Raw genomic sequence first — 21,398 nt, 5'->3', positions numbered from 1 at the left:
GGCCTGCGGACAGCGCTTTTCGCCTCCGTCAGGTGAGGGCCAGTACATAGGACAGCGCGGCACCCGCCGAGGCGGCCGTGCGCACGTGGTTCCACCGCGTCCACTCGCGCACATAGGCGGTCCAGTACGCGGAGGCCTCGGCGGTGCCCGGGGCGAGCCCGGCCGGCACGTCGTTGCGCGGCACGTTCGCGACCACGGTGACCCCGAACCCGCCGAACAGATACAACGCGCTGCCGACCAGCAGTTCGACCGCGCCCTCGTCCGGCCACCTCAGCGACGTCACCACGGCGATCGCCGCGCACAGCAGCGCCGAGCCGAGGAACACCAGCATGAAGGGCGCCCGCACCGCGGCCACATTGACCGACCGCATCGCGGCCACGCCCCGCGCGGGCGGCAACGCCGCGAGCCCTCTCATCACGAACGTCGAGAAGGCGCAGAAGACTCCCGCCACCAGCCCGGTCCCGAGCACCCCCGGCACCGTCAGCACGGAGGATGGTCCCTCGATCACGTCGTCGACTCCCGTCCGGCGGCCGGGACCCTTTCCCGCCGCCCACCGTCACCACCAGTGAAGCCGGACACGGGCCCGGTGCCCATGGCCGAGCGTCGCGGGACCGTACGCGGACGTCCAGCGCGCCTCCGGCGGAGAACCCGGAGCAGGTGGGTGTCGTCGCCGGCGGACGGCGCATCATGGCCGTGTGCGATTCGAAGCGATCACCTGGGACCGGCTCGGCGACCTCCTCGCCGAGCGCCTGACGACGCTGCGGACGGCCGACGGCAGCCCCTGGCCGCGCGTCGCCCTCGACGGCGCCCCGGCCGGCCGTCCCGGAGATCTCGCCGAACGCGTCGCCGCGTCCCTGCGCGTCCTCGGGCGCCCCTCCCTCGTCGTGAACGCGGACGGTTTCCTGCGTCCCGCCTCGGTCCGGCTGGAGTACGGCCGCCAGGACCCGGAGTCCTACTACGACGGCTGGTACGACACCGGCGCCCTCCGGCGTGAGGTCTTCGGGCCCCTCGAACCGGGAGGGAGCGGACGGGTCCTGCCCGACCTGTGGGACCCGGTCACCGACCGCGCCACCCGCAGCCCCCGTGTCCCGCTGCCGCCCGGCGGCGTACTGCTGCTGCACGGCCCGCTCCTCCTGCGGCACTGGTTCCCCTTCGACCTGAGCGTCCACGTCTCGCTCTCCCCGGGCGCCCTGCGCCGTCGCACCCCCGAGTCCGGGCACTGGACCCTGCCCGCCTTCGAGCGCTACGAGCAGGAGACCGACCCGGCCGGCACCGCCGACGTCCTGGTGCGCGCCGACGACCCACGCCACCCGGCCTGGCACGGTTGATACTTGGCAGCGGCTGTGACCTGGAACGGCTGAGACGTCGCGGGGCCGGGACGTCGCGGGGTCGGGACGTCGCGCACACGTGCCGGGGCCGGGCGGAAGTGCGGGGCCCGTGTGGTGCGGCGGACAATGGAGAGCGCCGGTACTCGCGGTGCGCCCCGTGCCGCGCCGGCCGTCCGGTATCGGGAGGCACCTCATGACCACCGCCGGAGACATCATGCACCGCGGCGCCCAGTGGGTCCCCGCCCACGAGACGCTCGACCGCGCAGCCCAGCTGATGCGCGACCTGAACGTCGGCGCGCTGCCCATCAGTGATGAGAACGAGCGGCTCTGCGGCATTCTCACCGACCGCGACATCGTCGTCGGCTGCGTCGCCATGGGCCACGACCCGGCCAGGACCACCGCGGGTGAGATGGCCAAGGGGACACCGCGCTGGATCGAGGCGGACGCCGACGTCAGCGAGGTCCTCCAGGAGATGGAGACGCACCGGATCCGCCGGCTTCCCGTCATCGACGACAAGCGCCTGGTCGGCATGATCAGCGAAGCCGATCTCGCCCGGCACCTGACGGACGACCAGCTCGCCACCTGGGCCGAGAACGTCTACGCCAGGACCGCGACCGGCTGACCCCCGTTCCCCACCGCCGTCCTCCCGCTCTTCTGCCTCTCCGTCCGTCCCGTCCGCCTGGTTTCCGGCTGGGCTGTGGACACGAACGGGCCGGAGCGTCACCCGTGCCGGACAAGCCGGGCAACTGGGATGATCGCGGCATGATGCGAACCGACGGGTACCCGCTCGATCACCGGGAGACCGAGGCTGCGGAGCGCCTCGACGCCTTCGCCGATCTGTTCGATCCCACCACGTTCCGGTATCTCGAAGGGGTCGGCGTCGGGCCCGGCTGGCGCTGCTGGGAGGTCGGCGCCGACGGCGTCTCCGTGGTGTCCTGGCTCGCCAAGAAGGTCGGACCGACCGGACGGGTGCTGGTCACCGGCACCGACGTCACCCGGCTCGCCCCGGTCGCCCGCCCGCCGGTGGAGGTACGCATCCACGACATCGGCACGGAGGAGCCGCCGGCGGGCGGTTTCGACCTGGTGCACGTCCGGCTCCCGCTCATCGACGTGGCGCACCGCGAGCGTGCGGTGCGGTCGATGGTCGGGGCCCTGCGCCCCCGCGGGCGTCTTCTGGTCGAGGACACCGACCCCGCCCTGCAGCCCCTGGTCTGCCCGGACGAGTACGGCCCCGAACAGCGGCTCGCGAACCGGCTCCGGCAGGGCCTGCGCAAGCTCCTCAGCGACCGGGGGACCGACCTCGCCCGTGGCCGCAGACTCCCGCGCCTGCTGCGGGAGACCGGACTGACCGAGGTGCGGGCCGACGCGTACTTCCCGGTCGCGGCACCGGCCTGTGAGGCGTTGGAGTCCGCCACCATCCGCCTCGTCCGAGACCAACTCGTCACCGCGGGCATCGCCACGGCCCAGGACATCGACCGCCACCTCGCCAACGTCGCCTCCGGCACCCTGGACCTGGCGACGGCCCCGATGATCTCGGCCTGGGGACGCAAGGCGTAGGCCCGGGGCCGCCGGATGCCCGGACGCGTGGCCGGCCGGACGGTCGGGCCCGTCACACGGGTGAGGGCGGGCGGCCGCCCACCTGTCGCACCGCCAGCGCACCCGCCCTGCACCCCTCCGCCGCCGCGTGCCGCGGACCGGCGCCCGCCATGAGGGCGGTGAGGAACGCGCCGGTGAAGGCGTCACCGGCGCCCGTGCTGTCCCGGGGCGTCGTGGCCACGGCGGATATACGGGCGCACACCCGGCCGGACCGGGCCAGCAACGCGCCCTCGGCGCCCTGCTTGGTCACGACCAGGGGGAACCGTCGGCTCAACCGGGCCGCCGCGTCCGCCGTCTCGGACGCCCCGGTGAGCAGGCATGCCTCGTCACGGCTCGGCAGCAGGACGTCCACCCCCTCGACCAGGGCCAGGAAACGGTCCGTACCCAGCTCCGCGAGGAAACCGGCCGACGCCGGATCCAGGCTCACCGGCACCCCACGTGCGCGTGCCGCCTTCACGGCCACCGCCACGAACGCCCTGCTCGGTTCGGCGAACAGCAGATATCCCGACAGGTGCAGCCGGGCCACCCCGTCCAGCAGCGCGTCCGACCAGTCACCGGGTTCGAGCCGCAGGGAGGCGCCACTGTCGGTCAGGAAGGTCCGCTCGGCCGCCGCACCTTCGTCGACCATGCAGATCACCGTCCCGGTCGGTGCCCGCGGATCGACCACCAGCGAGGGGCGCACCCCGCGGGCGATCAGCTCCCGGGTGTGCCACGTCGCCGAGTCCTCGCCCACCCGTCCGAGCAGCCGCACCTCCGTGTCACCCCAACACGCCGCCCAGCAGGCCACATTGGCCCCCGCGCCACCGGGGACCGTCCGTATCGCCGCCGCCGTGTCCGTACCGGGGGCGAGCGGCCCCCGGTGCCGGGCCACCACGTCGGTGATGACGTCACCGACGACCAGCAGCGCACCAGAACGTCCGCCGGCCGGCCCCGCCGTGCGGCCCGCGGCGCCGGACCCGTCGCCCGGCCAGGGCTCCGTCACGCCCCGGTCCAGGCAGCCGCGACACGTGCCGCCAGCCGTACGTTGCCCCGGACCGCCGCGAGGTTGGCGGCGAGGGAGGCGCCGTCGGTGTGGCGCACCACGTGGTCGAGCAGGAACGGAGTGACGGCCTGACCGGTGACGCCCTCCGCCTCGCACGCGCGCAGCGCCTCGTCCAGCACACGCGCGTGCAGCCCGGGATCCAACTGCTCCTCCTCGGGCACCGGGTTGGCCACGATCAGCGCCGACCCGGGCCCACCGAGCGCGTCCTGCGCCCGCATCACCCCGGCCACCTGCTCCGGGGTGTCCAGCCGCCAGTCCACGGGGTGTCCCGAGTCCGACAGGTAGAAGCCGGGGAAGCGGTCCGTGCCGTACCCGGCGACCGCGACCCCCAGGGTCTCCAGCCGCTGCAGCGTCGCCGGTACGTCCAGGATCGACTTCACCCCCGCGCACACCACGGTGATCCGGGTCCGCGCGAGGAGCCCCAGGTCGGCCGACTCGTCCTGCGTCACGATCCACTCGCGGTGCACCCCGCCGAGCCCACCGGTCGCGAAGACCCGTACGCCCGCCAGCGCCGCGAGCAGGGCGGTGGCCGACACCGTGGTGGCGCCGCTCGTCCCGGAGGCCATCGCGAGCGGCAGGTCACGATGGCCGAGCTTGCGGATGCCGTCCTCATGGGCGATCCGCTCCAGCTGATCCTTGTCCAGGCCGACTTGGGGCCGCCCGTCCAGCACCGCGATCGTGGCGGGTACGGCACCCTCCTGCCGCACCGCCGCCTCCAGCTCCGTCGCCACCCGGAGGTTGCGCGGCCGGGGCAGCCCGTGCGCGATGATCGTGGACTCCAGGGCCACCACCGGCCGACGCGCGGCGATGGCCTCCCGTACCTCTTCGGACACCGTCAGGGTCACGCGCCGTCTCCCGTCTGTCGCTCCTCCCTCATCCCTGGCGGGCCGGACGCCGAGACAAACCTCTTGCGCCCCGTCATGGACGTCACGGAGCCTGGGAACCATGACGGACAGCACGGCACGTCTCGACCACGTCGTCCTCTGGGTGCGCGACCCGATCGCCGCCGCCGGCTTCTACGAGGAGGCGGTCGGCCTGGAACCGGTCAGGGTCGCCGACTTCGCCGCGGGCGAGGCGCCCTTCCCCTCGGTACGGGTCAACGAGGAGACCCTCCTCGACCTCATGCCCCTCACGATGGCGGAACGGATGACGATGCTCCCCGGCGCGGCCGACAGCTCCGGTCACCCCGTCAACCACGTCTGTCTGTCCCTGCCCGCCGACGACTTCGAGGCACTGCGCGGGCGCCTCGAGGAACGCTCCGTACCGGTGACGGACTTCTCGCACGACTCCTTCGGGGCGCGCGGCCCGGCCAGGCGCAGCTTCTACTTCCGCGACCCCGACGGCAACGTGCTCGAAGCGCGCCACTACGACTGACGCGGACTGACGCGGACTGACGCGCCCGTCAGAAGAGCGGCTCGGGCAGCACACCCTCCAGCGCGAGCAGTCGGCGCTTGGTCTCCACCCCGCCCCCGAACCCGCCGATGCCGCCGTCGCTCTCCACCACCCGGTGGCAGGGCACGACCACCGGCAGCGGATTGGCGCCCATCGCCATGCCGACGGCCTGGGCGCCGCCGGGCTGACCGGCCCGCCCTGCCAGATCGCCGTACCCGACGACCGTGCCGTACGGAACACCGGAGGCCAGCTCCCGCAGGACCGCGCGGTTGAAGCCCGAGTTCCCCGAGACCAGCGACCAGTCCAGTGGCAGGTCGAAGTCGTGGAGCTCGCCCGCGAAGTACGCCTCGACCTGGCGTATCGCCTCGGTCAGCAGCGGGGAGCCGGGGTCCTCGGAGGGCTCGGTGCCGAGCCGGGACGCCAGCCGCTCCAGCGCGCCGTCGCGCACCTCGTCGGTGGCGTGGAACACGACGTTGACCAGGCCCTCACGGGTCGCGGCCAGCAGCAGTGGGCCGATGCCGGTGCCGACGACCGCCCACACGACCCGCTGCTCGTACTGCCCATGGCTGTCCATGCGCCCCACCGTACGACCCGCCACTGACAACGCCGGGCGCGAAGAACCGCGAAGAACCGCGAAGAACCGCGAGGGGCACCGTGCGGTGGGCCATCGGCCGTCAGCCGTCAGCCGTCAGCCGTCCACCGCGTCCCGCACCACGTCGGGCTTGTTGCTGATGATCCCGTCGACCCCGAATCCCGCGACCCGCCGGGCCGCCGCCGCGTCGTTCACGGTCCAGGTGAGGACCTCCAGCGGCTTGTCGTGCGGCCCGTCGAAGGCCTGGACCGCCGCGACGTAGGCGCCGGACAGCGAAGTGTGCGGGGGGTTGATCTGGTCGGCGAAGTCCGCGTACGCGGGCAGATCGCTCACCGGGGGCGCACCGATGACACCGGTCTTCACCCCGGGCTTCAGCTCGTGGACGGTCCGCACGCTGTCCACGCTGAAGCTCTGTACGACCAGCCGGTCCCTCAGATGCGCGCGGTCGAGCCACCCCTCGTTGCTCAGGACCTTCAGGGTCTCCTGCTCGATGCCGGGATACAGCTCCGGGCTCTTGAGCTCCAGCAGCAGCTTCTGGTCGTGCTGCTCCACACGCCGCACGAACTGCTCCAGAGTCGGCACGCGCGTGCCCGCGTACGCGGGGTCGAACCAGCTGCCCGCGTCGAGACGGGCGATCTCCGCGGCTGTGAAGTCCTTCACCTTCCATGGCGACCGGCCGGGGAAGACCGTCTCGACGTTCGTGGTGCGCGCCAGACTGTCGTCGTGCAGGACGACGAGTTCACCGTCCTTGGTGCGCTGGACGTCGTTCTCCACCCAGTCGATGTCGAGTGCGGCGGCCTCGTCGACGGCTGCCAGGGTGTTCTCGGGCGCGTATCCGGAGGCGCCCCGGTGGGCGACCACCACGGGCGGTGCGCCGCTGTCGGCGGCACGCGCGGCGGAGAGGGGAAGCAGGAGAGCGGTGGTTCCCAGGAGCGCGGTGGTCGAGGCGACAACGGCGCGCATGTACATGCGGACTCCTCGCGTCGAGCGGTCGGGCTGTTCCGGTCGTTTCGGATGTTTCAGACATCCCGAGCAATGCGGACAGTGCAACTCTGACAGCAGAAGGTCAACGCGGGACGGGTGCGGGATGACCACGGATTGAACGGCCTTGCCCCAACTCCGCACACTGGAGCCGCACAAGTGAGGCAAGAGCGTGTTTCTTTGCCCGGATAGTCGTTCGACCATTCCGGTGGCAGTCATACTCTCTGCGTCAACCCTGACCGCCGAGCGGTCCTGGGAGGGGGTTCACGACACACGATTCCGGGATGCAAACGGCGGGAAAGGGCAGCCGCGCATGCAGAGCACGGTCGACGGATTCAGCTACGGCATGGTCACACCGGTGGCGGCCTTCCTCATGGCCTGCCTCGGCGGTGCCCTGGGCCTGCGGTGCGCCACCAGGCCCCTCGCCGTGGCCCGGTCCTGGCGCCCCGGCTGGCTCGCCCTGGGTGCGGCGGCCATCGCCTCCGGTATATGGACGATGCACTTCATCGCGATGACGGGCTTCACGATCGAGGGAACGCCCATCCACTACGACCGTGTGACGACGCTCGCCAGCCTGGGTGTCGCCCTCGCCATGGTGGGCATCGGGATCTTCATCGTCGGCTACCGGGGCGCGACCGGGACTCCGCTGTTCACCGGGGGCACCATCACCGGCCTCGGTATCGCCTCCATGCACTACCTGGGCATGGCCAGCATGAGCCTCGACGGAACGCTGGAGTACGACACGCTCACCGTCTCCGCGTCCGTCGCCATCGCCATGGTCGCCGCCACCGCCGCCCTGTGGGCGGCCGGACAGGCCAGAGGCTTCCTGTGGAGCGTGGGCGCGAGCCTCGTCATGGGCCTCGCGGTCACCGGCATGCACTACACCGGCATGGCCGCCCTGGAGGTCCACGTCCACGGAACGGCCGCCCCCGCCGAGGGAGAGTCCGCGGCCTCCCTGCTCGCGCCCATGATGCTCGGCCCGCTCGCCCTCCTCGTCCTGGCCGGTGTCGTGGTGATCTTCGACCCGCTGATGATCATGGGGCGGCCAGGCCCGGCCCCCGCCGAGCACAAGCCCGGCGTCCCCGCCCACCGCCGACACCACTCCTCCTCCACCTCCTCCTCCACCTCCTCCACCTCCGCCGCCTCCGCAGCCGCCTCCTTTCCGACCCGTCTTCGGCTGCGTGCCCGCGGCCCCGTCGAGCACCGCTCCCGCACCCCGCAGAAGCGCTGACCGCAGTCCTCCACCGGGCCCGGTCGGGACCCGTTGTCAGTGGCGGGTCGTACGGTGGGTGACATGCGGCCCGTTTCCCAGATCGAACGCACGGTGGCGCCCTTCGAGGTCGTCAGCCCCTACCAGCCCAGCGGCGACCAGCCGGCGGCCATCGCCGATCTCGCCCGGCGTATCGAAGCCGGTGAGAAGGACGTCGTCCTCCTGGGCGCGACCGGCACCGGCAAGTCCGCCACCACCGCGTGGATGATCGAGAAGCTCCAGCGCCCCACCCTGGTGATGGCACCGAACAAGACGCTGGCCGCCCAGTTGGCCAACGAGTTCCGCGAACTACTGCCGAACAACGCGGTCGAATACTTCGTCTCGTACTACGACTACTACCAGCCCGAGGCGTACGTCCCGCAGTCGGACACCTACATCGAGAAGGACTCCTCGATCAACGAGGAGGTCGAGCGGCTGCGCCACTCCGCGACCAACTCCCTGCTCACCCGCCGTGACGTCGTCGTGGTCGCCTCCGTCTCCTGTATCTACGGCCTCGGCACCCCGCAGGAGTACGTCGACCGCATGGTGCCGCTCCGCGTCGGCGAGGAGTTCGACCGGGACGAGCTGCTGCGCCGCTTCGTGGACATCCAGTACACGCGCAACGACCTGGCCTTCACCCGCGGCACCTTCCGCGTCCGCGGCGACACCATCGAGATCTTCCCGGTCTACGAGGAGCTCGCCGTCCGCATCGAGATGTTCGGCGACGAGATCGAGGCGCTCTCCACTCTCCACCCGGTCACCGGCGAGATCATCAGCGACGACCAGCAGCTGTACGTCTTCCCCGCCTCCCACTACGTCGCCGGCCCCGAGCGCATGGAGCGGGCCGTGGGCGACATCGAGAAGGAGCTCACCGAGCGCCTGGCCGAGCTGGAGAAGCAGGGCAAGCTCCTGGAGGCCCAGCGTTTGCGGATGCGCACCACTTACGACCTCGAGATGCTCCGCCAGATCGGCAGCTGTTCCGGCGTCGAGAACTACTCGATGCATTTCGACGGCCGCCTGCCCGGCTCCCCGCCGAACACCCTGATGGACTACTTCCCGGAAGACTTCCTCCTGGTCATCGACGAGTCGCATGTCACCGTGCCGCAGATCGGCGCCATGTACGAGGGGGACGCCTCACGCAAGCGCACCCTCGTCGACCACGGCTTCCGGCTCCCCTCCGCCCTGGACAACCGCCCGCTGAAGTGGGAGGAGTTCCAGGAGCGCATCGGTCAGGCCGTGTACCTCTCGGCCACCCCCGGCCAGTACGAGCTCTCCCGCTCGGACGGAGTCGTCGAGCAGATCATCCGCCCCACCGGACTGGTCGACCCCGAGGTCGTCGTCAAGCCCACCGAGGGCCAGATCGACGACCTGGTGCACGAGATCCGCTCGCGCGTCGAGAAGGACGAACGTGTCCTGGTCACCACGCTCACCAAGAAGATGGCCGAGGACCTCACCGACTACTTCCTCGAACTCGGCATCCAGGTGCGCTACCTCCACAGCGACGTCGACACCCTGCGCCGGGTCGAGCTGCTGCGGGAGCTGCGCAGCGGCGAGTACGACGTCCTCGTCGGCATCAACCTGCTGCGGGAGGGCCTCGACCTGCCCGAGGTGTCCCTGGTGGCGATCCTCGACGCCGACAAGGAGGGCTTCCTGCGTTCCGGCACCTCCCTGATCCAGACCATCGGCCGGGCCGCGCGCAATGTCTCCGGCCAGGTCCACATGTACGCCGACAAGATCACCCCGGCGATGGAGAAGGCCATCGACGAGACCAACCGCCGCCGGGAGAAGCAGGTCGCCTACAACCAGGCCAACGGCATCGACCCCCAGCCGCTCCGCAAGAAGATCAACGACATCGTCGCGCAGATCGCCCGCGAGGACATCGACACCGAGCAGCTGCTCGACTCCGGCTACCGCAAGGCCAAGAAGGACGGCGGCGCGGCCAAGGCACCCGCGCCCGCGCTCGGGAAGGGCGCGAAGGGCGCGAAGGGCAGGGCCAAGAGCGCCGAGCCGGTGCCCACCGACCGCCCCGCGGCCGAACTCGCCGAACAGATCGAGGAGCTGACCTCGCGGATGCGGGCAGCCGCCGCCGACCTCCAGTTCGAGATCGCGGCCCGGCTGCGTGACGAGGTCTCCGAGATGAAGAAGGAACTGCGCCAGATGCGCGAGGCCGGCCTGTCCTGACGGCGCCGGCGCCGGGCTCGTGCGGTTCTCCGCCCCGCACGGACTGTGTTGCAAGACCGACACAAAGTACGGACCGGGGTACGTCACCGTCAGTGCCCCTGCGTAGGGTTCTGGGCAACCGCGGTTCCGCGGCAACAGGGGAAGTCCGAGAGGGGAATCAGCGCGTGACCGTCAACATGACCAAGGGTCAGGCCATCAGTCTGCAGAAGAACGACGGCGGCAGCCTGACCGCGGTCCGTATGGGTCTCGGCTGGCAGGCGGCCCCCCGCCGCGGCCTGTTCGGCTCGCGTACCCGGGAGATCGACCTGGACGCCTCCGCCGTTCTGTTCGCCGACAAGCAGCCGGTCGACGTCGTCTTCTTCCGCCACCTGGTGAGCGACGACGGCTCCGTGCGCCACACCGGCGACAACCTCGTCGGTGGCGTCGGCCAGGGCGGCGACGACGAGGCCATCCTCGTCGACCTTTCCCGTGTCCCGGTCCACATCGACCAGATCGTCTTCACCGTGAACTCCTTCACGGGCCAGACCTTCCAGGAGGTGCAGAACGCGTTCTGCCGGCTCGTCGACGAGACCAACGGCCAGGAACTGGCCCGCTACACGCTGGCCGGCGGCGGCGCCTACACGGCCCAGCTCATGGCGAAGGTGCACCGCTCGGGCACGGGCTGGACGATGACGGCCCTCGGCAACCCGGCCAACGGCCGCACTTTCCAGGACCTGATGCCGTCGATCCTGCCGGTGCTCTGAGCCGCACCGCACGCGACCACCGCACCGCACGTGACACAGGGGGACGAAGGCAATGACGGCTGAGCTGGTGCGGGGGCAGAATCACCCGCTCTCCCAGTCCCGTCTCGAGATCCGGGTCTCGGCCGGTACGCCGATCGTGACCGCGGCCGCGCTCGGCGACGAGAACGGCCGGATCCACGGGGTGGAGTGGGTGGCCCACCCGGGCGCGCCCACCCGGCCCGGCCTGGAGGTGTCGCGGCAGGCCGCGGCCGACCACCGGCTCGCGGTGGACCTGGACGCGCTGGCGGACGCGGTCCACCGCGTCAGCGTGCTGCTCGCCCTGCCCGCCGCGGCCGACGGCCGGGGCCCCGCCCGCTTCGGCGCCGTCGCCGCCCCCTTCGTCGCGGTCACCGGGCTGGACGGCACCGAAGTGGCCAGCTACACCGTCACCGGCCTGGACGCCGAGTCGGCCGTCGTCGCCCTGGAGCTCTACCGGCGCCAGGGCGCCTGGAAGGTCCGTGCGGTCGGCCAGGGCTACGCCGGGGGCCTGACCGAACTCTTCACCGACCAGGGCCTGCCCCAGGCACGGCAGCTCGCGGGCGACATCGACGAAGCGGTCGCGCGGGGCCTCGCCCGCTCCGTACAGGCACCTTCGTCCCGTCCGTCCGACGGCGACCGTTCCCGGCAGACGGCCACCCCGGCCCGCCACCTCGACCAGGGCGCCGGCACCGCACCACAGGGCACCTCCGACCCCGTGCCGCCCGCGTACGGCGGTCAGCCGGCCGGCCCGCCGGGACAGGGCGGACCGCAGCCGGCGTACCCCGGGGGAGCCGCCGACCCGTCCGCGGCGACCACCGGTGGCCCGATCGACTACAGCCACCCCCGCCGGCGGAACGCCGCTCCGCCGCCGCCCCCGCCGACCGCGCCCCCGGCCCAGCCGGGACAGCCCGCCCGGCCCGTCGCCGGTGACGCGACCGGCTGGTCCATGGACGAGCGCCTCTACAACCAGGTCTGGGGCATGTTCGAGGACCTGGCCCGCACCACCGCCGCCTACCGCAGCGCCGTCGACTTCGCCGAGTCACGCATGGACAAGGAGCTGGAACAGGTCCTGTCCGACCCGCGCAGCCGGATCGGGAGCCAGGGCGACGCCGCGCGCGAGGCGGCCAGGGCACGGCAGGCCCAGCTCGTCGACCAGGCGAGGGAGGTATTCGACCGGGACCTCGCCCAGCTCGTCGCCGAGGCCGATGTCGTCGAGCCCGCCCTCCCGCCGGCCTACGCGCGCTGGGACAACCCCGTCTGGCACGCCTACCGGGTGCCGATGGAGATACCCATGGCGCTGCGCCTGGGCGACCTCCGGCTGCCCGAGGCCGACCGCCTCCGCATCCCGATGCTGCTCCGGCTGCCGCTGGAACGCGGTCTGTGGATCGACAGCGGACGGGCCGACGCGCTGGACGAGTCGTTCACCGACCCCCACGACATGCGACGCCTCGCCATGGAGACGGCCGTGTCCCACGCGGCCCGGCTGCTCGCCGTCCATCCGGCGGGCGAGTTCACCGTGCACGTCATCGACCCGGCCGGATCGGGCGCGCAGCCGCTGGCACCGCTGACGCGGGCGGGTGTGCTGGCGGCCCCGCCCGCCCAGGGCGCCGCGGGCGTCGCGGAGGTCCTGAGCCGGCTCACCCAGCGGGTCGACCTGGTGCAGATGGCACTGCGCGGCGGAGCGGCCGACTCGCTGCCGCCCGGTTTCGACACCTCCCAGCAACTGCTGATCGTCAACGACTTCCCGCACGGCTTCGACGACCGTGCCGTGAACCAGCTGCGGTACCTCGCCGACGAGGGCCCGTCCGTCGGCGTCCACCTGATGATGGTCGCCGACCGTGAGGAGTCCGCCGGCTACGGCCCGCTGCTCGACCCGCTGTGGCGGGCGCTGCTGCGGCTGACACCGGTCGCCGACAGTCACCTGGCCGACCCCTGGGTCGGGCACGCCTGGACGTACGAGCCCCCGCTGGTGCCGCCCGGCAGCGAGGTCCTCCAGCAGGTGCTCACCCGGGTCGCCGAGGCCCGCCGCGCCTGGGGGCCCTGACCGCGCCCCGGTCCGCCCGACCGGGCGTGTCCCGCCCCTTGGAACGAGTGCCCATCGCACCACGTCTCATCTGGCACTTTGGCCTTTCTTTTACCCACCTCTTTACCAATCCTTGGGCATGGGGGTAAAGTTTTCCGCACGGAGGGGAGTACTCCCTGCCTGTGCGGCGACCCCGTCAATACGGATCAGACCTGATCCCGGGGCGTCGGCCCGAGGTGTTGTCCGGCGCTGCTTTCGAACGCCGGAACCCGGGTGGAAGAGACCTCCGGCAGCGACGACGCTGACTTTTGCCGTGAGACGTATCTGCCGGAGGCGTAGTGGATGTTTCCCTGACCCTGTGGGTCCTGACAATCGTGGGCCTTGCCGCCCTCATCTCGGTCGACTTCTTCATCGGCCGCAAGCCGCACGACGTATCGATCAAGGAAGCCGGGATCTGGACCATCGTCTGGATCGTCCTGGCCGTGCTCTTCGGACTCGGCCTGCTGGTCTTCGGCGGCGGCCAGCCCGCCGGTGAGTTCTTCGCCGGCTTCATCACCGAGAAGTCGCTGAGCGTCGACAACCTCTTCGTCTTCGTCCTGATCATGACGAAATTCGCGGTGCCCTCGCAGTACCAGCAACGGGTGCTCCTCGTCGGTGTGCTCATCGCCCTGGTGCTGCGGGCCGTCTTCATCGCCGCGGGCGCCGCGATCATCGCCAACTTCTCGTGGATCTTCTACATCTTCGGCGCCTTCCTCATCTGGACCGCGTGGAAGCTCATCAAGGAGGCCCGCGCTCCCGAAGCGGAGGAGGAGTTCGAGGAGAACAAGCTCCTCAAGGCCGCCGAGCGCCGGTTCGGCGTGGCCGACCGGTACCACGGCACCAAGCTGTGGATCGAGCAGAACGGCAAGCGGGTCATGACCCCGATGCTGGTCGTGATGCTCGCCATCGGCACCACCGACGTGCTCTTCGCGCTCGACTCGATCCCCGCGATCTTCGGCCTGACCCAGGACCCGTACATCGTGTTCACCGCGAACGCGTTCGCCCTGATGGGCCTCAGGCAGCTTTACTTCCTCCTCGGCGGCCTGCTGAGCAAGCTGGTCCACCTGGCCTACGGCCTTTCGATCATCCTCGGCTTCATCGGCGTGAAGCTGGTGCTGCACGCGCTGCACGAGTCCGGGGTGCACGTTCCCGTGATCAGCATCCCGGTGTCGCTGGGCGTGATCTGCTCCGTCCTGATCGTCACCACGATCACCAGCCTGCGGGCCTCCAAGAAGCAGGCCCAGGCCGAGGGCTCCGTCGACAAGAACAGCATCGACGTCTGACCCGGTCCGTAACCGGACAGGAAATTTCCGGGAGCGGGGCGCGGCCCACAGCCGAGCACCGCTCCCGGTATCTGCCTGTCTCCCGCCGGATCACGACAGGAAACCTCAGCGGAAGGAATCGCGGCCACACTCGCTGCCGCCCGTCACTGACCATTCCTCCAGCAGTAGAGGAGATCATGCGCGACAACGACTACCCCAGAACGACAAGGAACGTGCAAGCGATGGGGCTCGCCGGACACCGGCGAGACCGGCCGTACTGCCCGAGACCCGCCGGCAGTGCGGATGTTGAGGCAGCCGGTGTGACGAGCGGGCCGTCAGAGCTCGGGGAGACCGGAATGCGATGCTCGTTCATCTCCGAGAGCCTCGCTTCATGAGCAGGTGGGTCAAAGGGCTGACGAACCGGTGGACGACCGTGGTGCCGGTGCTCGCCGTGGTGCTTCTGCTGCTCACCTGGGGACGCGAACTGCCCGGAGCGGTCGTCGCCGTGGCGGTCGTCGTGCTGGCGGCAGCGGTGCTGGCCGCCGTGCACCATGCGGAGGTGGTGGCCCACCGGGTCGGTGAACCCTTCGGTTCACTGGTCCTCGCGGTCGCCGTCACGATCATCGAGGTCGCGCTGATCGTCACCTTGATGATCGACGGGGGGCCCGAGACCGCGTCCCTGGCCAGGGACACCGTCTTCGCAGCCGTGATGATCACCTGTAACGGCATTCTCGGCCTGAGTCTTCTGGTCGGCTCACTGCGTCACGGCATGGCCGTCTTCAACCCGGAAGGCGCCAGTGCGGCGCTCGCCACGGTGGCGACGCTGGCGGGGCTCACCCTCGTGCTGCCGACGTTCACCACCAGCAAGCCCGGGCCGGAATTCTCCGCGGTGCAACTCACCTTCGCCGCGGTCACCTCACTGATCCTCTACGGCTTGTTCGTCGCCACCCAGACCGTTCGACATCGTGACTACTTCCTGCCCGTACAGAAGCTGGGCAAGCAGGGCATGCCGGTCACGAAGGTCGAGGACGAGGACGAGCACGCCGTCGCGCCCTCCAACCGCACCGCGCTGATCAGCCTCGGTCTGCTCGGCCTGGCCCTGGTCGGGGTGGTCGGCCTTGCCAAAGGAGTCTCGCCCGCCATCGAGTCCGGTGTATCGGCTGCCGGGCTGCCCCACGCCGTCGTCGGTGTGATCATCGCGCTGCTGGTCCTGCTTCCCGAGACCATCGCAGCCGTGCGGGCCGCGCGGCGCAATCGTGTGCAGACCAGTGTCAATCTCGCACTCGGTTCGGCGATGGCCAGTATCGGACTGAGCATCCCCGCGGTCGCGATCGCCTCCTTCTGGCTCTCCGGTCCGCTCGTTCTGGGCCTCGGCAACACCCATATGGTGCTGCTCGCTCTGACCGTGATGGTCGGCGTCCTGACCGTACGCCCCGGCCGGGCCACACCGCTCCAGGGCGGGGTGCACCTGGTGATCCTCGCCGCCTATCTCGAACTGGCGCTCAACCCGTAACACCGATCGCGGAACCGCCTCCGGGCGGGCGCGCGCCCCGCGGCACACGCGCGGGCGCACCCCCACCCGGAGGCGGTTCCGTCGGCACCCCCGGGGGCCCGGCGTGCGTCCGGGGCCCCGTGATAGACCGGTCCGAGCAGCGTTCCGGCGACGACCGGCCGTTGCGACCGACTTCATGCCGGTTCATGCCGGTTCCTGAATTTTTCATGCCCGTTTCATCGCGAACCTTCCGAACAGACCGGAGGAACTGTGCGCCGCAACCTGGCCGATGCCCCGATCATGATTCTCAACGGCCCCAATCTGAACCTGCTCGGGCAGCGCCAGCCGGAGATCTACGGCTCCGAGACGCTCACCGATGTCGAGGCGCTGTGCGTCGAGGCGGCGGGCCCGCACGGGGGCACGGTGGATCTGCGGCAGTCCAATCACGAGGGCCAGTTGGTGGACTGGATCCACGAGGCGCGGCTGAACCACTGCGGCATCGTGATCAACCCCGGCGCCTACTCGCACACCTCCGTCGCGATCCTCGACGCACTCAACACCTGTGACGGCCTGCCCGTGGTGGAGGTCCACATCTCCAACATCCACCGGCGCGAGTCCTTCCGGCACCACTCCTACGTCTCGCTGCGGGCCGACGGGGTCATCGCGGGGTGCGGGGTGCAGGGCTATGTGTTCGCCGTGGAGCGCATCGCGGCGCTGGCCGGCCCGGGCAGGGCACAGGCGTGAGAGCCCCGAACAAAAGGGGCGCCCTCCGGGCGCCCCTCACCCGCGCCGGCCCCGCAACCCTTACCGGTCCGTCCGCAGCGTCGCCCGGTGGCGCTCACCAGCCCCGGGCGCGCCACTCCGGCAGATGCGGACGCTCCGCGCCCAGCGTGGTGTCGTCGCCGTGTCCGGGGTAGACCCAGGTCTCGTCCGGGAGCACGTCGAAGATCTTGGTCTCCACGTCGTGGATCAGGCTGGCGAACGCCTTCGGGTCCTTGTGGGTGTTGCCCACACCACCCGGGAACAGGCAGTCCCCCGTGAACACATGGGGATGCCCGTGCGGATCGTCGTAGACGAGGGCGATCGACCCGGGAGTGTGGCCGACGAGATGGCGCGCGGTGAGCTCCACCCGCCCCACCCGGATCGTGTCGCCGTCGTCGACCAGGACGTCCGTCGGCACCGGGATGCCCTCGGCGTCGTCCCGGCCCGCGTGGGTGCGCGCGCCGGTGGCCGCCACGACCTGGGCGAGCGCCTGCCAGTGGTCGCCGTGCCGGTGGGTGGTGACGACGGACGCGATGCCGTCGTCACCGATCGAGCCCAGCAGGGTCTCCGCGTCGTTGGCCGCGTCGATCAGCAACTGCTCGTCGGTGGCCCGGCAACGCAGCAGATAGGCGTTGTTGTTCATGGGCCCGACCGCGACCTTGGTGATCATCAGGTCCTTGAGTTCGTGCACGTCGGCCGGCCCGCCGACCGACACCTGCCCGCTGTAGGTCATGGCGGCCAGCCTATATCGGAGGAAGGGCGGGCAGCGGGCCGTTCTTCACCGTCAGCCCGGAGCCGTCGCGGCGTCCGGCGAGCCAGCCGAGCAGGTCGGCGGCCGGACCCTCCACCTCGACCTCGACCGGGCCGTCCGGCGCCCCGCCGCCGGTGGTCCAGCTCCGGCCGTCACTCGTGGTCAGCCGCGTCGTGGGCACGTCCTGGTGGCCCTTGAACCGTGCCACCAGGAAGCGGATCTCCCGCTCGGTGAACTCCGCCGAAAGATCCTCCAGCTCGTGGCCGATGCCGAGGTCCACGTGGTGCAGTTCCACCTCGATCAAGCGCCGGAACGGCACCCGGGCCGCCCGGTCCGTGACCCCGTTGCGCAGTGCCACGGTGCGTGACCAGTCCGCAGGCGCCGCGCCCACCTCCTGGAAGCGGGCCCCGGTCTCCCGCAGGTCCGCGAGCTGGACGTCCAGGGGGCGCGGGGCGTCCCGTTCGATGTCGGCCTCCCGGGCTTCGGCGGAGAGGTACATCGGACGCCCCTCCAGGACGTTCACGAGGGCGTCCGCGTTGCGGGCCAGGTGGGCCAGCACATGTCCACGCGTCCAGCCGGGAAGCCGTGACGACTGGGTCACAGCGGCGTTGTCCAGTGCGCCGACCGCGTCGAGCAGCCGCTCGGTCGCGGCACGTACAGATGCCAGGTCATGAGCGTGATCGGTCATGGGACCGACCCTAGCCCCGCCACACCTTCGGGTGAAGGCGGCGAAGAAGGGCCGTAAATCGAATGCACGTGCTATAAGGTCGTTTCCGGCGTCGGGCATGCTGGAGAGCCGGGGATTGTTGTCAACCCGTGAATCCGACCGGCGTTGTCAGTGGCTCGCCCTAGTGTGAGAAAGCACGGGGGTCCCGCCCCTGTCACTTCTCTCAAGAAAGGTGCGGACCGGCGTGGCCGACCGTCTCATCGTCCGTGGAGCACGCGAGCACAACCTCAAGAACGTCTCGCTCGACCTCCCCCGCGACTCGCTCATCGTCTTCACGGGCCTGTCGGGGTCGGGCAAGTCCTCGCTGGCCTTCGACACGATCTTCGCCGAGGGCCAGCGGCGCTATGTGGAGTCGCTCTCCTCGTACGCCCGGCAGTTCCTCGGCCAGATGGACAAGCCGGACGTCGACTTCATCGAGGGCCTGTCCCCGGCGGTCTCCATCGACCAGAAGTCGACCTCGCGCAACCCGCGCTCCACGGTCGGCACCATCACCGAGGTCTACGACTACCTGCGGCTGCTCTTCGCGCGCATCGGCAAGCCGCACTGCCCCGAGTGCGCCCGGCCCATCTCGCGCCAGTCGCCGCAGGCCATCGTCGACCGGGTGCTGGAGCTGCCGGAGGGCAGCCGCTTCCAGGTGCTGTCGCCGCTGGTGCGCGAGCGCAAGGGCGAGTTCGTCGACCTTTTCGCCGACCTCCAGACCAAGGGCTACTCCCGCGCGCGGGTGGACGGCGAGACCGTCCAGCTCTCCCACCCGCCCACGCTGAAGAAGCAGGAGAAGCACACCATCGAGGTGGTCGTCGACCGCCTCACGGTGAAGGACAGCGCCAAGCGCCGGCTCACCGACTCCGTCGAGACCGCGCTCGGCCTGTCCGGCGGCATGGTCGTGCTCGACTTCGTCGACCTCCCGGAGGACGACCCCGAGCGCGAGCGCATGTTCTCCGAGCACCTGTACTGCCCGTACGACGACCTGTCCTTCGAGGAACTGGAGCCCCGCTCCTTCTCCTTCAACTCGCCCTTCGGCGCCTGCCCCGAGTGCACCGGCATCGGCACGCGCATGGAGGTCGACCCGGAGCTGATCGTCCCCGACGAGGAGAAGAGCCTCGACGAGGGCGCCATCCACCCCTGGTCGCACGGCCACACCAAGGACTACTTCGCCCGTCTGATCGGCGCCCTCGCCGACGCGCTGGGCTTCCGTACGGACATCCCCTTCGCCGGTCTGCCGCAGCGCGCGAAGAAGGCCCTGCTCAACGGCCACAAGACCCAGGTCGAGGTCCGCTACCGCAACCGGTACGGGAGGGAGCGCCGGTACACGACGGCCTTCGAGGGCGCCGTCCCCTTCGTCAAGCGCCGGCACAGCGAGGCCGAGAGCGATGCCAGCCGTGAGCGCTTCGAGGGCTACATGCGCGAGGTGGCCTGCCCCTCCTGCGCGGGCACCCGCCTCAAGCCCATCGTTCTCGCCGTCACCGTCATGGAGAAGTCGATCGCCGACGTCTCGGCCATGTCGATCAGCGAGTGCGCTAACTTCCTCGGCGCCCTGAAGCTCACCGCCCGCGACAAGAAGATCGCCGAGCGCGTGCTGAAGGAGGTCAACGAGCGGCTGCGCTTCCTGGTCGACGTCGGCCTCGACTACCTCTCGCTGAACCGCGCCGCGGGCACGCTCTCCGGTGGCGAGGCCCAGCGCATCCGCCTGGCCACCCAGATCGGCTCCGGCCTGGTGGGCGTCCTGTACGTCCTCGACGAGCCGTCCATCGGCCTGCACCAGCGCGACAACCACCGGCTGATCGAGACCCTGGTCAGGCTGCGCGACATGGGCAACACGCTCATCGTCGTCGAGCACGACGAGGACACCATCAAGGTCGCCGACTGGATCGTCGACATCGGTCCGGGCGCCGGTGAGCACGGCGGCAAGGTCGTGCACAGCGGCGCTCTGAAGGAGCTGCTGGACAACGCGGAGTCGCAGACCGGCCAGTACCTGTCCGGCAAGAAGGCCATCCCGCTGCCGGACGTCCGCCGCCCGCACGACCCGGCGCGCCGGCTCACGGTGCACGGCGCCCGCGAGAACAACCTGCAGGACATCGACGTGTCCTTCCCCCTGGGGGTGTTCACCGCGGTCACCGGAGTCTCCGGCTCCGGCAAGTCCACCCTGGTCAACGACATCCTGTACACCCATCTGGCCCGCGAGCTGAACGGCGCACGCAGCGTCCCCGGCCGACACACGCGGGTGGACGGCGACGACCTCGTCGACAAGGTCGTGCATGTCGACCAGTCGCCCATCGGCCGCACCCCGCGTTCCAACCCGGCGACGTACACCGGTGTCTTCGACCACGTCCGCAAGCTGTTCGCCGAGACGACCGAGGCCAAGGTCCGCGGCTACCTGCCCGGCCGCTTCTCCTTCAACGTCAAGGGCGGACGCTGCGAGAACTGCGCGGGCGACGGCACCATCAAGATCGAGATGAACTTCCTCCCGGACGTGTACGTCCCGTGCGAGGTCTGCCACGGTGCCCGCTACAACCGGGAGACCCTGGAGGTCCACTACAAGGGCAAGTCCATCGCCGACGTCCTGAACATGCCGATCGAAGAGGCCATGCACTTCTTCGAGGCCGTCCCGGCGATCTCCCGCCACATGAAGACGCTCCACGACGTCGGTCTCGGGTACGTCCGGCTCGGCCAGGCCGCGACCACCCTGTCCGGCGGTGAGGCGCAGCGGGTGAAGCTCGCCAGCGAACTGCAGAAGCGCTCCACCGGCCGCACGGTCTACGTCCTGGACGAGCCGACCACGGGCCTGCACTTCGAGGACATCAGCAAGCTGCTGGCGGTCCTCTCCGGCCTGGTCGACAAGGGCAACACGGTCATCGTCATCGAGCACAACCTCGACGTGATCAAGACCGCCGACTGGGTCGTCGACATGGGCCCCGAGGGCGGCGCCGGTGGCGGCCTGGTCGTCGCGGAGGGCACCCCCGAGCAGGTCGCGGCCGTCTCGACCAGCCACACCGGCAAGTTCCTCCGAGACGTCCTGGGAGCGGAGAGGATCAGCGACGCCGCCTCGGTGCCCGCCCCCCGCAAGACGGCGGCGAAGACCGCGGTGAAGAAGACGGCCGCCGCCAAGGCCACCACCCGGAAGACCGCGGCGACCGCCAAAACCGGCGCCAAGGGAGCGCCCCGGGCGGCCAAGGCCTGACCCCGCGGGACGTTCCCGCGCGGGTGCCCCGCGGGAACGTCC

At 70.7% G+C, this 21,398-nt stretch carries 19 protein-coding genes; 12 read left to right on the top strand and 7 right to left on the bottom strand.

The genetic code is table 11. The annotated features are described in order from the left end of the window. Window positions 1-28: 28 nt before the first annotated feature. On the bottom strand, window positions 29-508 hold the full coding sequence (locus ACVW19_RS07550; protein WP_457457740.1) for an anthrone oxygenase family protein: 480 nt from the start codon (window positions 506-508) through the stop codon (window positions 29-31). 187 nt (window positions 509-695) lie between these two features. On the opposite strand from ACVW19_RS07550, the gene ACVW19_RS07545 reads away from it, so the two are divergent. The 3 genes from ACVW19_RS07545 to ACVW19_RS07535 all read left to right on the top strand — a co-directional run bounded on the left by ACVW19_RS07545 (window position 696) and on the right by ACVW19_RS07535 (window position 2,885). Continuing rightward, window positions 696-1,328, top strand: a complete 633-nt coding sequence (locus ACVW19_RS07545) for a uridine kinase (protein ID WP_457457738.1) — start codon at window positions 696-698, stop codon at window positions 1,326-1,328. 193 nt (window positions 1,329-1,521) lie between these two features. After that, on the top strand, window positions 1,522-1,950 hold the full coding sequence (locus tag ACVW19_RS07540) for a CBS domain-containing protein (protein ID WP_457457736.1): 429 nt from the start codon (window positions 1,522-1,524) through the stop codon (window positions 1,948-1,950). 140 nt (window positions 1,951-2,090) lie between these two features. Further along, complete coding sequence (locus ACVW19_RS07535; protein WP_457457734.1) at window positions 2,091-2,885, top strand: class I SAM-dependent methyltransferase; 795 nt, start codon at window positions 2,091-2,093, stop codon at window positions 2,883-2,885. 52 nt (window positions 2,886-2,937) lie between these two features. Here ACVW19_RS07535 and ACVW19_RS07530 read toward each other — a convergent pair whose 3' ends face one another. Further along, window positions 2,938-3,828: a carbohydrate kinase family protein gene (locus ACVW19_RS07530; protein WP_457464482.1), complete on the bottom strand. Its 891-nt coding sequence runs from the start codon at window positions 3,826-3,828 to the stop codon at window positions 2,938-2,940. A 74-nt stretch (window positions 3,829-3,902) separates the two neighbouring features. Continuing rightward, on the bottom strand, window positions 3,903-4,811 hold the full coding sequence (locus ACVW19_RS07525) for a pseudouridine-5'-phosphate glycosidase (RefSeq protein ID WP_457457733.1): 909 nt from the start codon (window positions 4,809-4,811) through the stop codon (window positions 3,903-3,905). 100 nt (window positions 4,812-4,911) lie between these two features. Between ACVW19_RS07525 and ACVW19_RS07520 the strand changes: the two genes are divergently transcribed. Beyond that, window positions 4,912-5,340 (top strand): VOC family protein, encoded by a 429-nt coding sequence (locus ACVW19_RS07520; RefSeq protein WP_457457731.1) that lies wholly within the window; start codon window positions 4,912-4,914, stop codon window positions 5,338-5,340. 28 nt (window positions 5,341-5,368) lie between these two features. Here ACVW19_RS07520 and ACVW19_RS07515 read toward each other — a convergent pair whose 3' ends face one another. Both ACVW19_RS07515 and ACVW19_RS07510 read right to left on the bottom strand, forming a co-directional pair. Beyond that, on the bottom strand, window positions 5,369-5,932 hold the full coding sequence (locus ACVW19_RS07515) for a methylated-DNA--[protein]-cysteine S-methyltransferase (RefSeq protein WP_457457729.1): 564 nt from the start codon (window positions 5,930-5,932) through the stop codon (window positions 5,369-5,371). Between the two features lie 114 nt (window positions 5,933-6,046). Beyond that, window positions 6,047-6,919, bottom strand: coding sequence for a glycerophosphodiester phosphodiesterase (locus tag ACVW19_RS07510; protein WP_457457727.1), 873 nt, complete (start codon window positions 6,917-6,919; stop codon window positions 6,047-6,049). Window positions 6,920-7,244: 325 nt separating this feature from the next. Here ACVW19_RS07510 and ACVW19_RS07505 point away from each other — a divergent pair, with 325 nt between their 5' ends. The 7 genes from ACVW19_RS07505 (at window position 7,245) to aroQ (ending at window position 16,682) form a co-directional block, all read left to right on the top strand. Then, window positions 7,245-8,162: an MHYT domain-containing protein gene (locus tag ACVW19_RS07505; RefSeq protein ID WP_457457725.1), complete on the top strand. Its 918-nt coding sequence runs from the start codon at window positions 7,245-7,247 to the stop codon at window positions 8,160-8,162. A 63-nt stretch (window positions 8,163-8,225) separates the two neighbouring features. Next, the gene (gene uvrB / locus ACVW19_RS07500; protein WP_457457723.1) at window positions 8,226-10,361 is read left to right on the top strand and encodes an excinuclease ABC subunit UvrB; all 2,136 of its coding nucleotides are present in this window, start codon (window positions 8,226-8,228) and stop codon (window positions 10,359-10,361) included. 164 nt (window positions 10,362-10,525) lie between these two features. Then, window positions 10,526-11,104, top strand: coding sequence for a TerD family protein (locus ACVW19_RS07495; RefSeq protein WP_055597847.1), 579 nt, complete (start codon window positions 10,526-10,528; stop codon window positions 11,102-11,104). 52 nt (window positions 11,105-11,156) lie between these two features. Then, window positions 11,157-13,166 carry a TerD family protein gene (locus ACVW19_RS07490; RefSeq protein WP_457457722.1) on the top strand — a complete coding sequence of 670 codons (2,010 nt, stop codon included), beginning with the start codon at window positions 11,157-11,159 and terminating at the stop codon, window positions 13,164-13,166. A gap of 317 nt (window positions 13,167-13,483) precedes the next feature. Beyond that, on the top strand, window positions 13,484-14,467 hold the full coding sequence (locus ACVW19_RS07485) for a TerC/Alx family metal homeostasis membrane protein (RefSeq protein ID WP_457457720.1): 984 nt from the start codon (window positions 13,484-13,486) through the stop codon (window positions 14,465-14,467). Window positions 14,468-14,837: 370 nt separating this feature from the next. After that, window positions 14,838-15,959 carry a calcium:proton antiporter gene (locus tag ACVW19_RS07480; protein ID WP_457457718.1) on the top strand — a complete coding sequence of 374 codons (1,122 nt, stop codon included), beginning with the start codon at window positions 14,838-14,840 and terminating at the stop codon, window positions 15,957-15,959. Window positions 15,960-16,208: 249 nt separating this feature from the next. Then, a complete protein-coding gene (gene aroQ / locus ACVW19_RS07475) occupies window positions 16,209-16,682 on the top strand; it encodes a type II 3-dehydroquinate dehydratase (RefSeq protein ID WP_457457716.1) in 474 nt (157 codons plus the stop codon). A gap of 94 nt (window positions 16,683-16,776) precedes the next feature. Here the strand turns inward: aroQ and ACVW19_RS07470 are convergent, their stop codons facing one another. After that, on the bottom strand, window positions 16,777-17,433 hold the full coding sequence (locus tag ACVW19_RS07470; RefSeq protein ID WP_457457714.1) for an MBL fold metallo-hydrolase: 657 nt from the start codon (window positions 17,431-17,433) through the stop codon (window positions 16,777-16,779). Between the two features lie 10 nt (window positions 17,434-17,443). Next, window positions 17,444-18,139: a maleylpyruvate isomerase family mycothiol-dependent enzyme gene (locus ACVW19_RS07465; protein ID WP_457457713.1), complete on the bottom strand. Its 696-nt coding sequence runs from the start codon at window positions 18,137-18,139 to the stop codon at window positions 17,444-17,446. Window positions 18,140-18,362: 223 nt separating this feature from the next. On the opposite strand from ACVW19_RS07465, the gene uvrA reads away from it, so the two are divergent. After that, on the top strand, window positions 18,363-21,356 hold the full coding sequence (gene uvrA / locus ACVW19_RS07460; protein WP_457457711.1) for an excinuclease ABC subunit UvrA: 2,994 nt from the start codon (window positions 18,363-18,365) through the stop codon (window positions 21,354-21,356). Window positions 21,357-21,398: the final 42 nt, after the last annotated feature.

The organism is Streptomyces sp. TE5632, assembly GCF_054061295.1.
The sequence above is the reverse complement of the archived record's forward strand: the minus strand, read 5'-3'. Positions and strand labels throughout refer to the sequence as shown.

Coding starts and splice junctions, on each gene's coding strand:
- ACVW19_RS07465 (WP_457457713.1), bottom strand. CDS start 18,139: ATGACCGATCACGCTCATGACCTGGCATCTGTACGTGCCGCGACCGAG.
- ACVW19_RS07470 (WP_457457714.1), bottom strand. CDS start 17,433: ATGACCTACAGCGGGCAGGTGTCGGTCGGCGGGCCGGCCGACGTGCAC.
- ACVW19_RS07515 (WP_457457729.1), bottom strand. CDS start 5,932: ATGGACAGCCATGGGCAGTACGAGCAGCGGGTCGTGTGGGCGGTCGTC.
- ACVW19_RS07535 (WP_457457734.1), top strand. CDS start 2,091: ATGATGCGAACCGACGGGTACCCGCTCGATCACCGGGAGACCGAGGCT.
- uvrB (WP_457457723.1), top strand. CDS start 8,226: ATGCGGCCCGTTTCCCAGATCGAACGCACGGTGGCGCCCTTCGAGGTC.
- ACVW19_RS07480 (WP_457457718.1), top strand. CDS start 14,838: ATGAGCAGGTGGGTCAAAGGGCTGACGAACCGGTGGACGACCGTGGTG.
- ACVW19_RS07510 (WP_457457727.1), bottom strand. CDS start 6,919: ATGTACATGCGCGCCGTTGTCGCCTCGACCACCGCGCTCCTGGGAACC.
- ACVW19_RS07490 (WP_457457722.1), top strand. CDS start 11,157: ATGACGGCTGAGCTGGTGCGGGGGCAGAATCACCCGCTCTCCCAGTCC.
- ACVW19_RS07520 (WP_457457731.1), top strand. CDS start 4,912: ATGACGGACAGCACGGCACGTCTCGACCACGTCGTCCTCTGGGTGCGC.
- ACVW19_RS07540 (WP_457457736.1), top strand. CDS start 1,522: ATGACCACCGCCGGAGACATCATGCACCGCGGCGCCCAGTGGGTCCCC.
- ACVW19_RS07505 (WP_457457725.1), top strand. CDS start 7,245: ATGCAGAGCACGGTCGACGGATTCAGCTACGGCATGGTCACACCGGTG.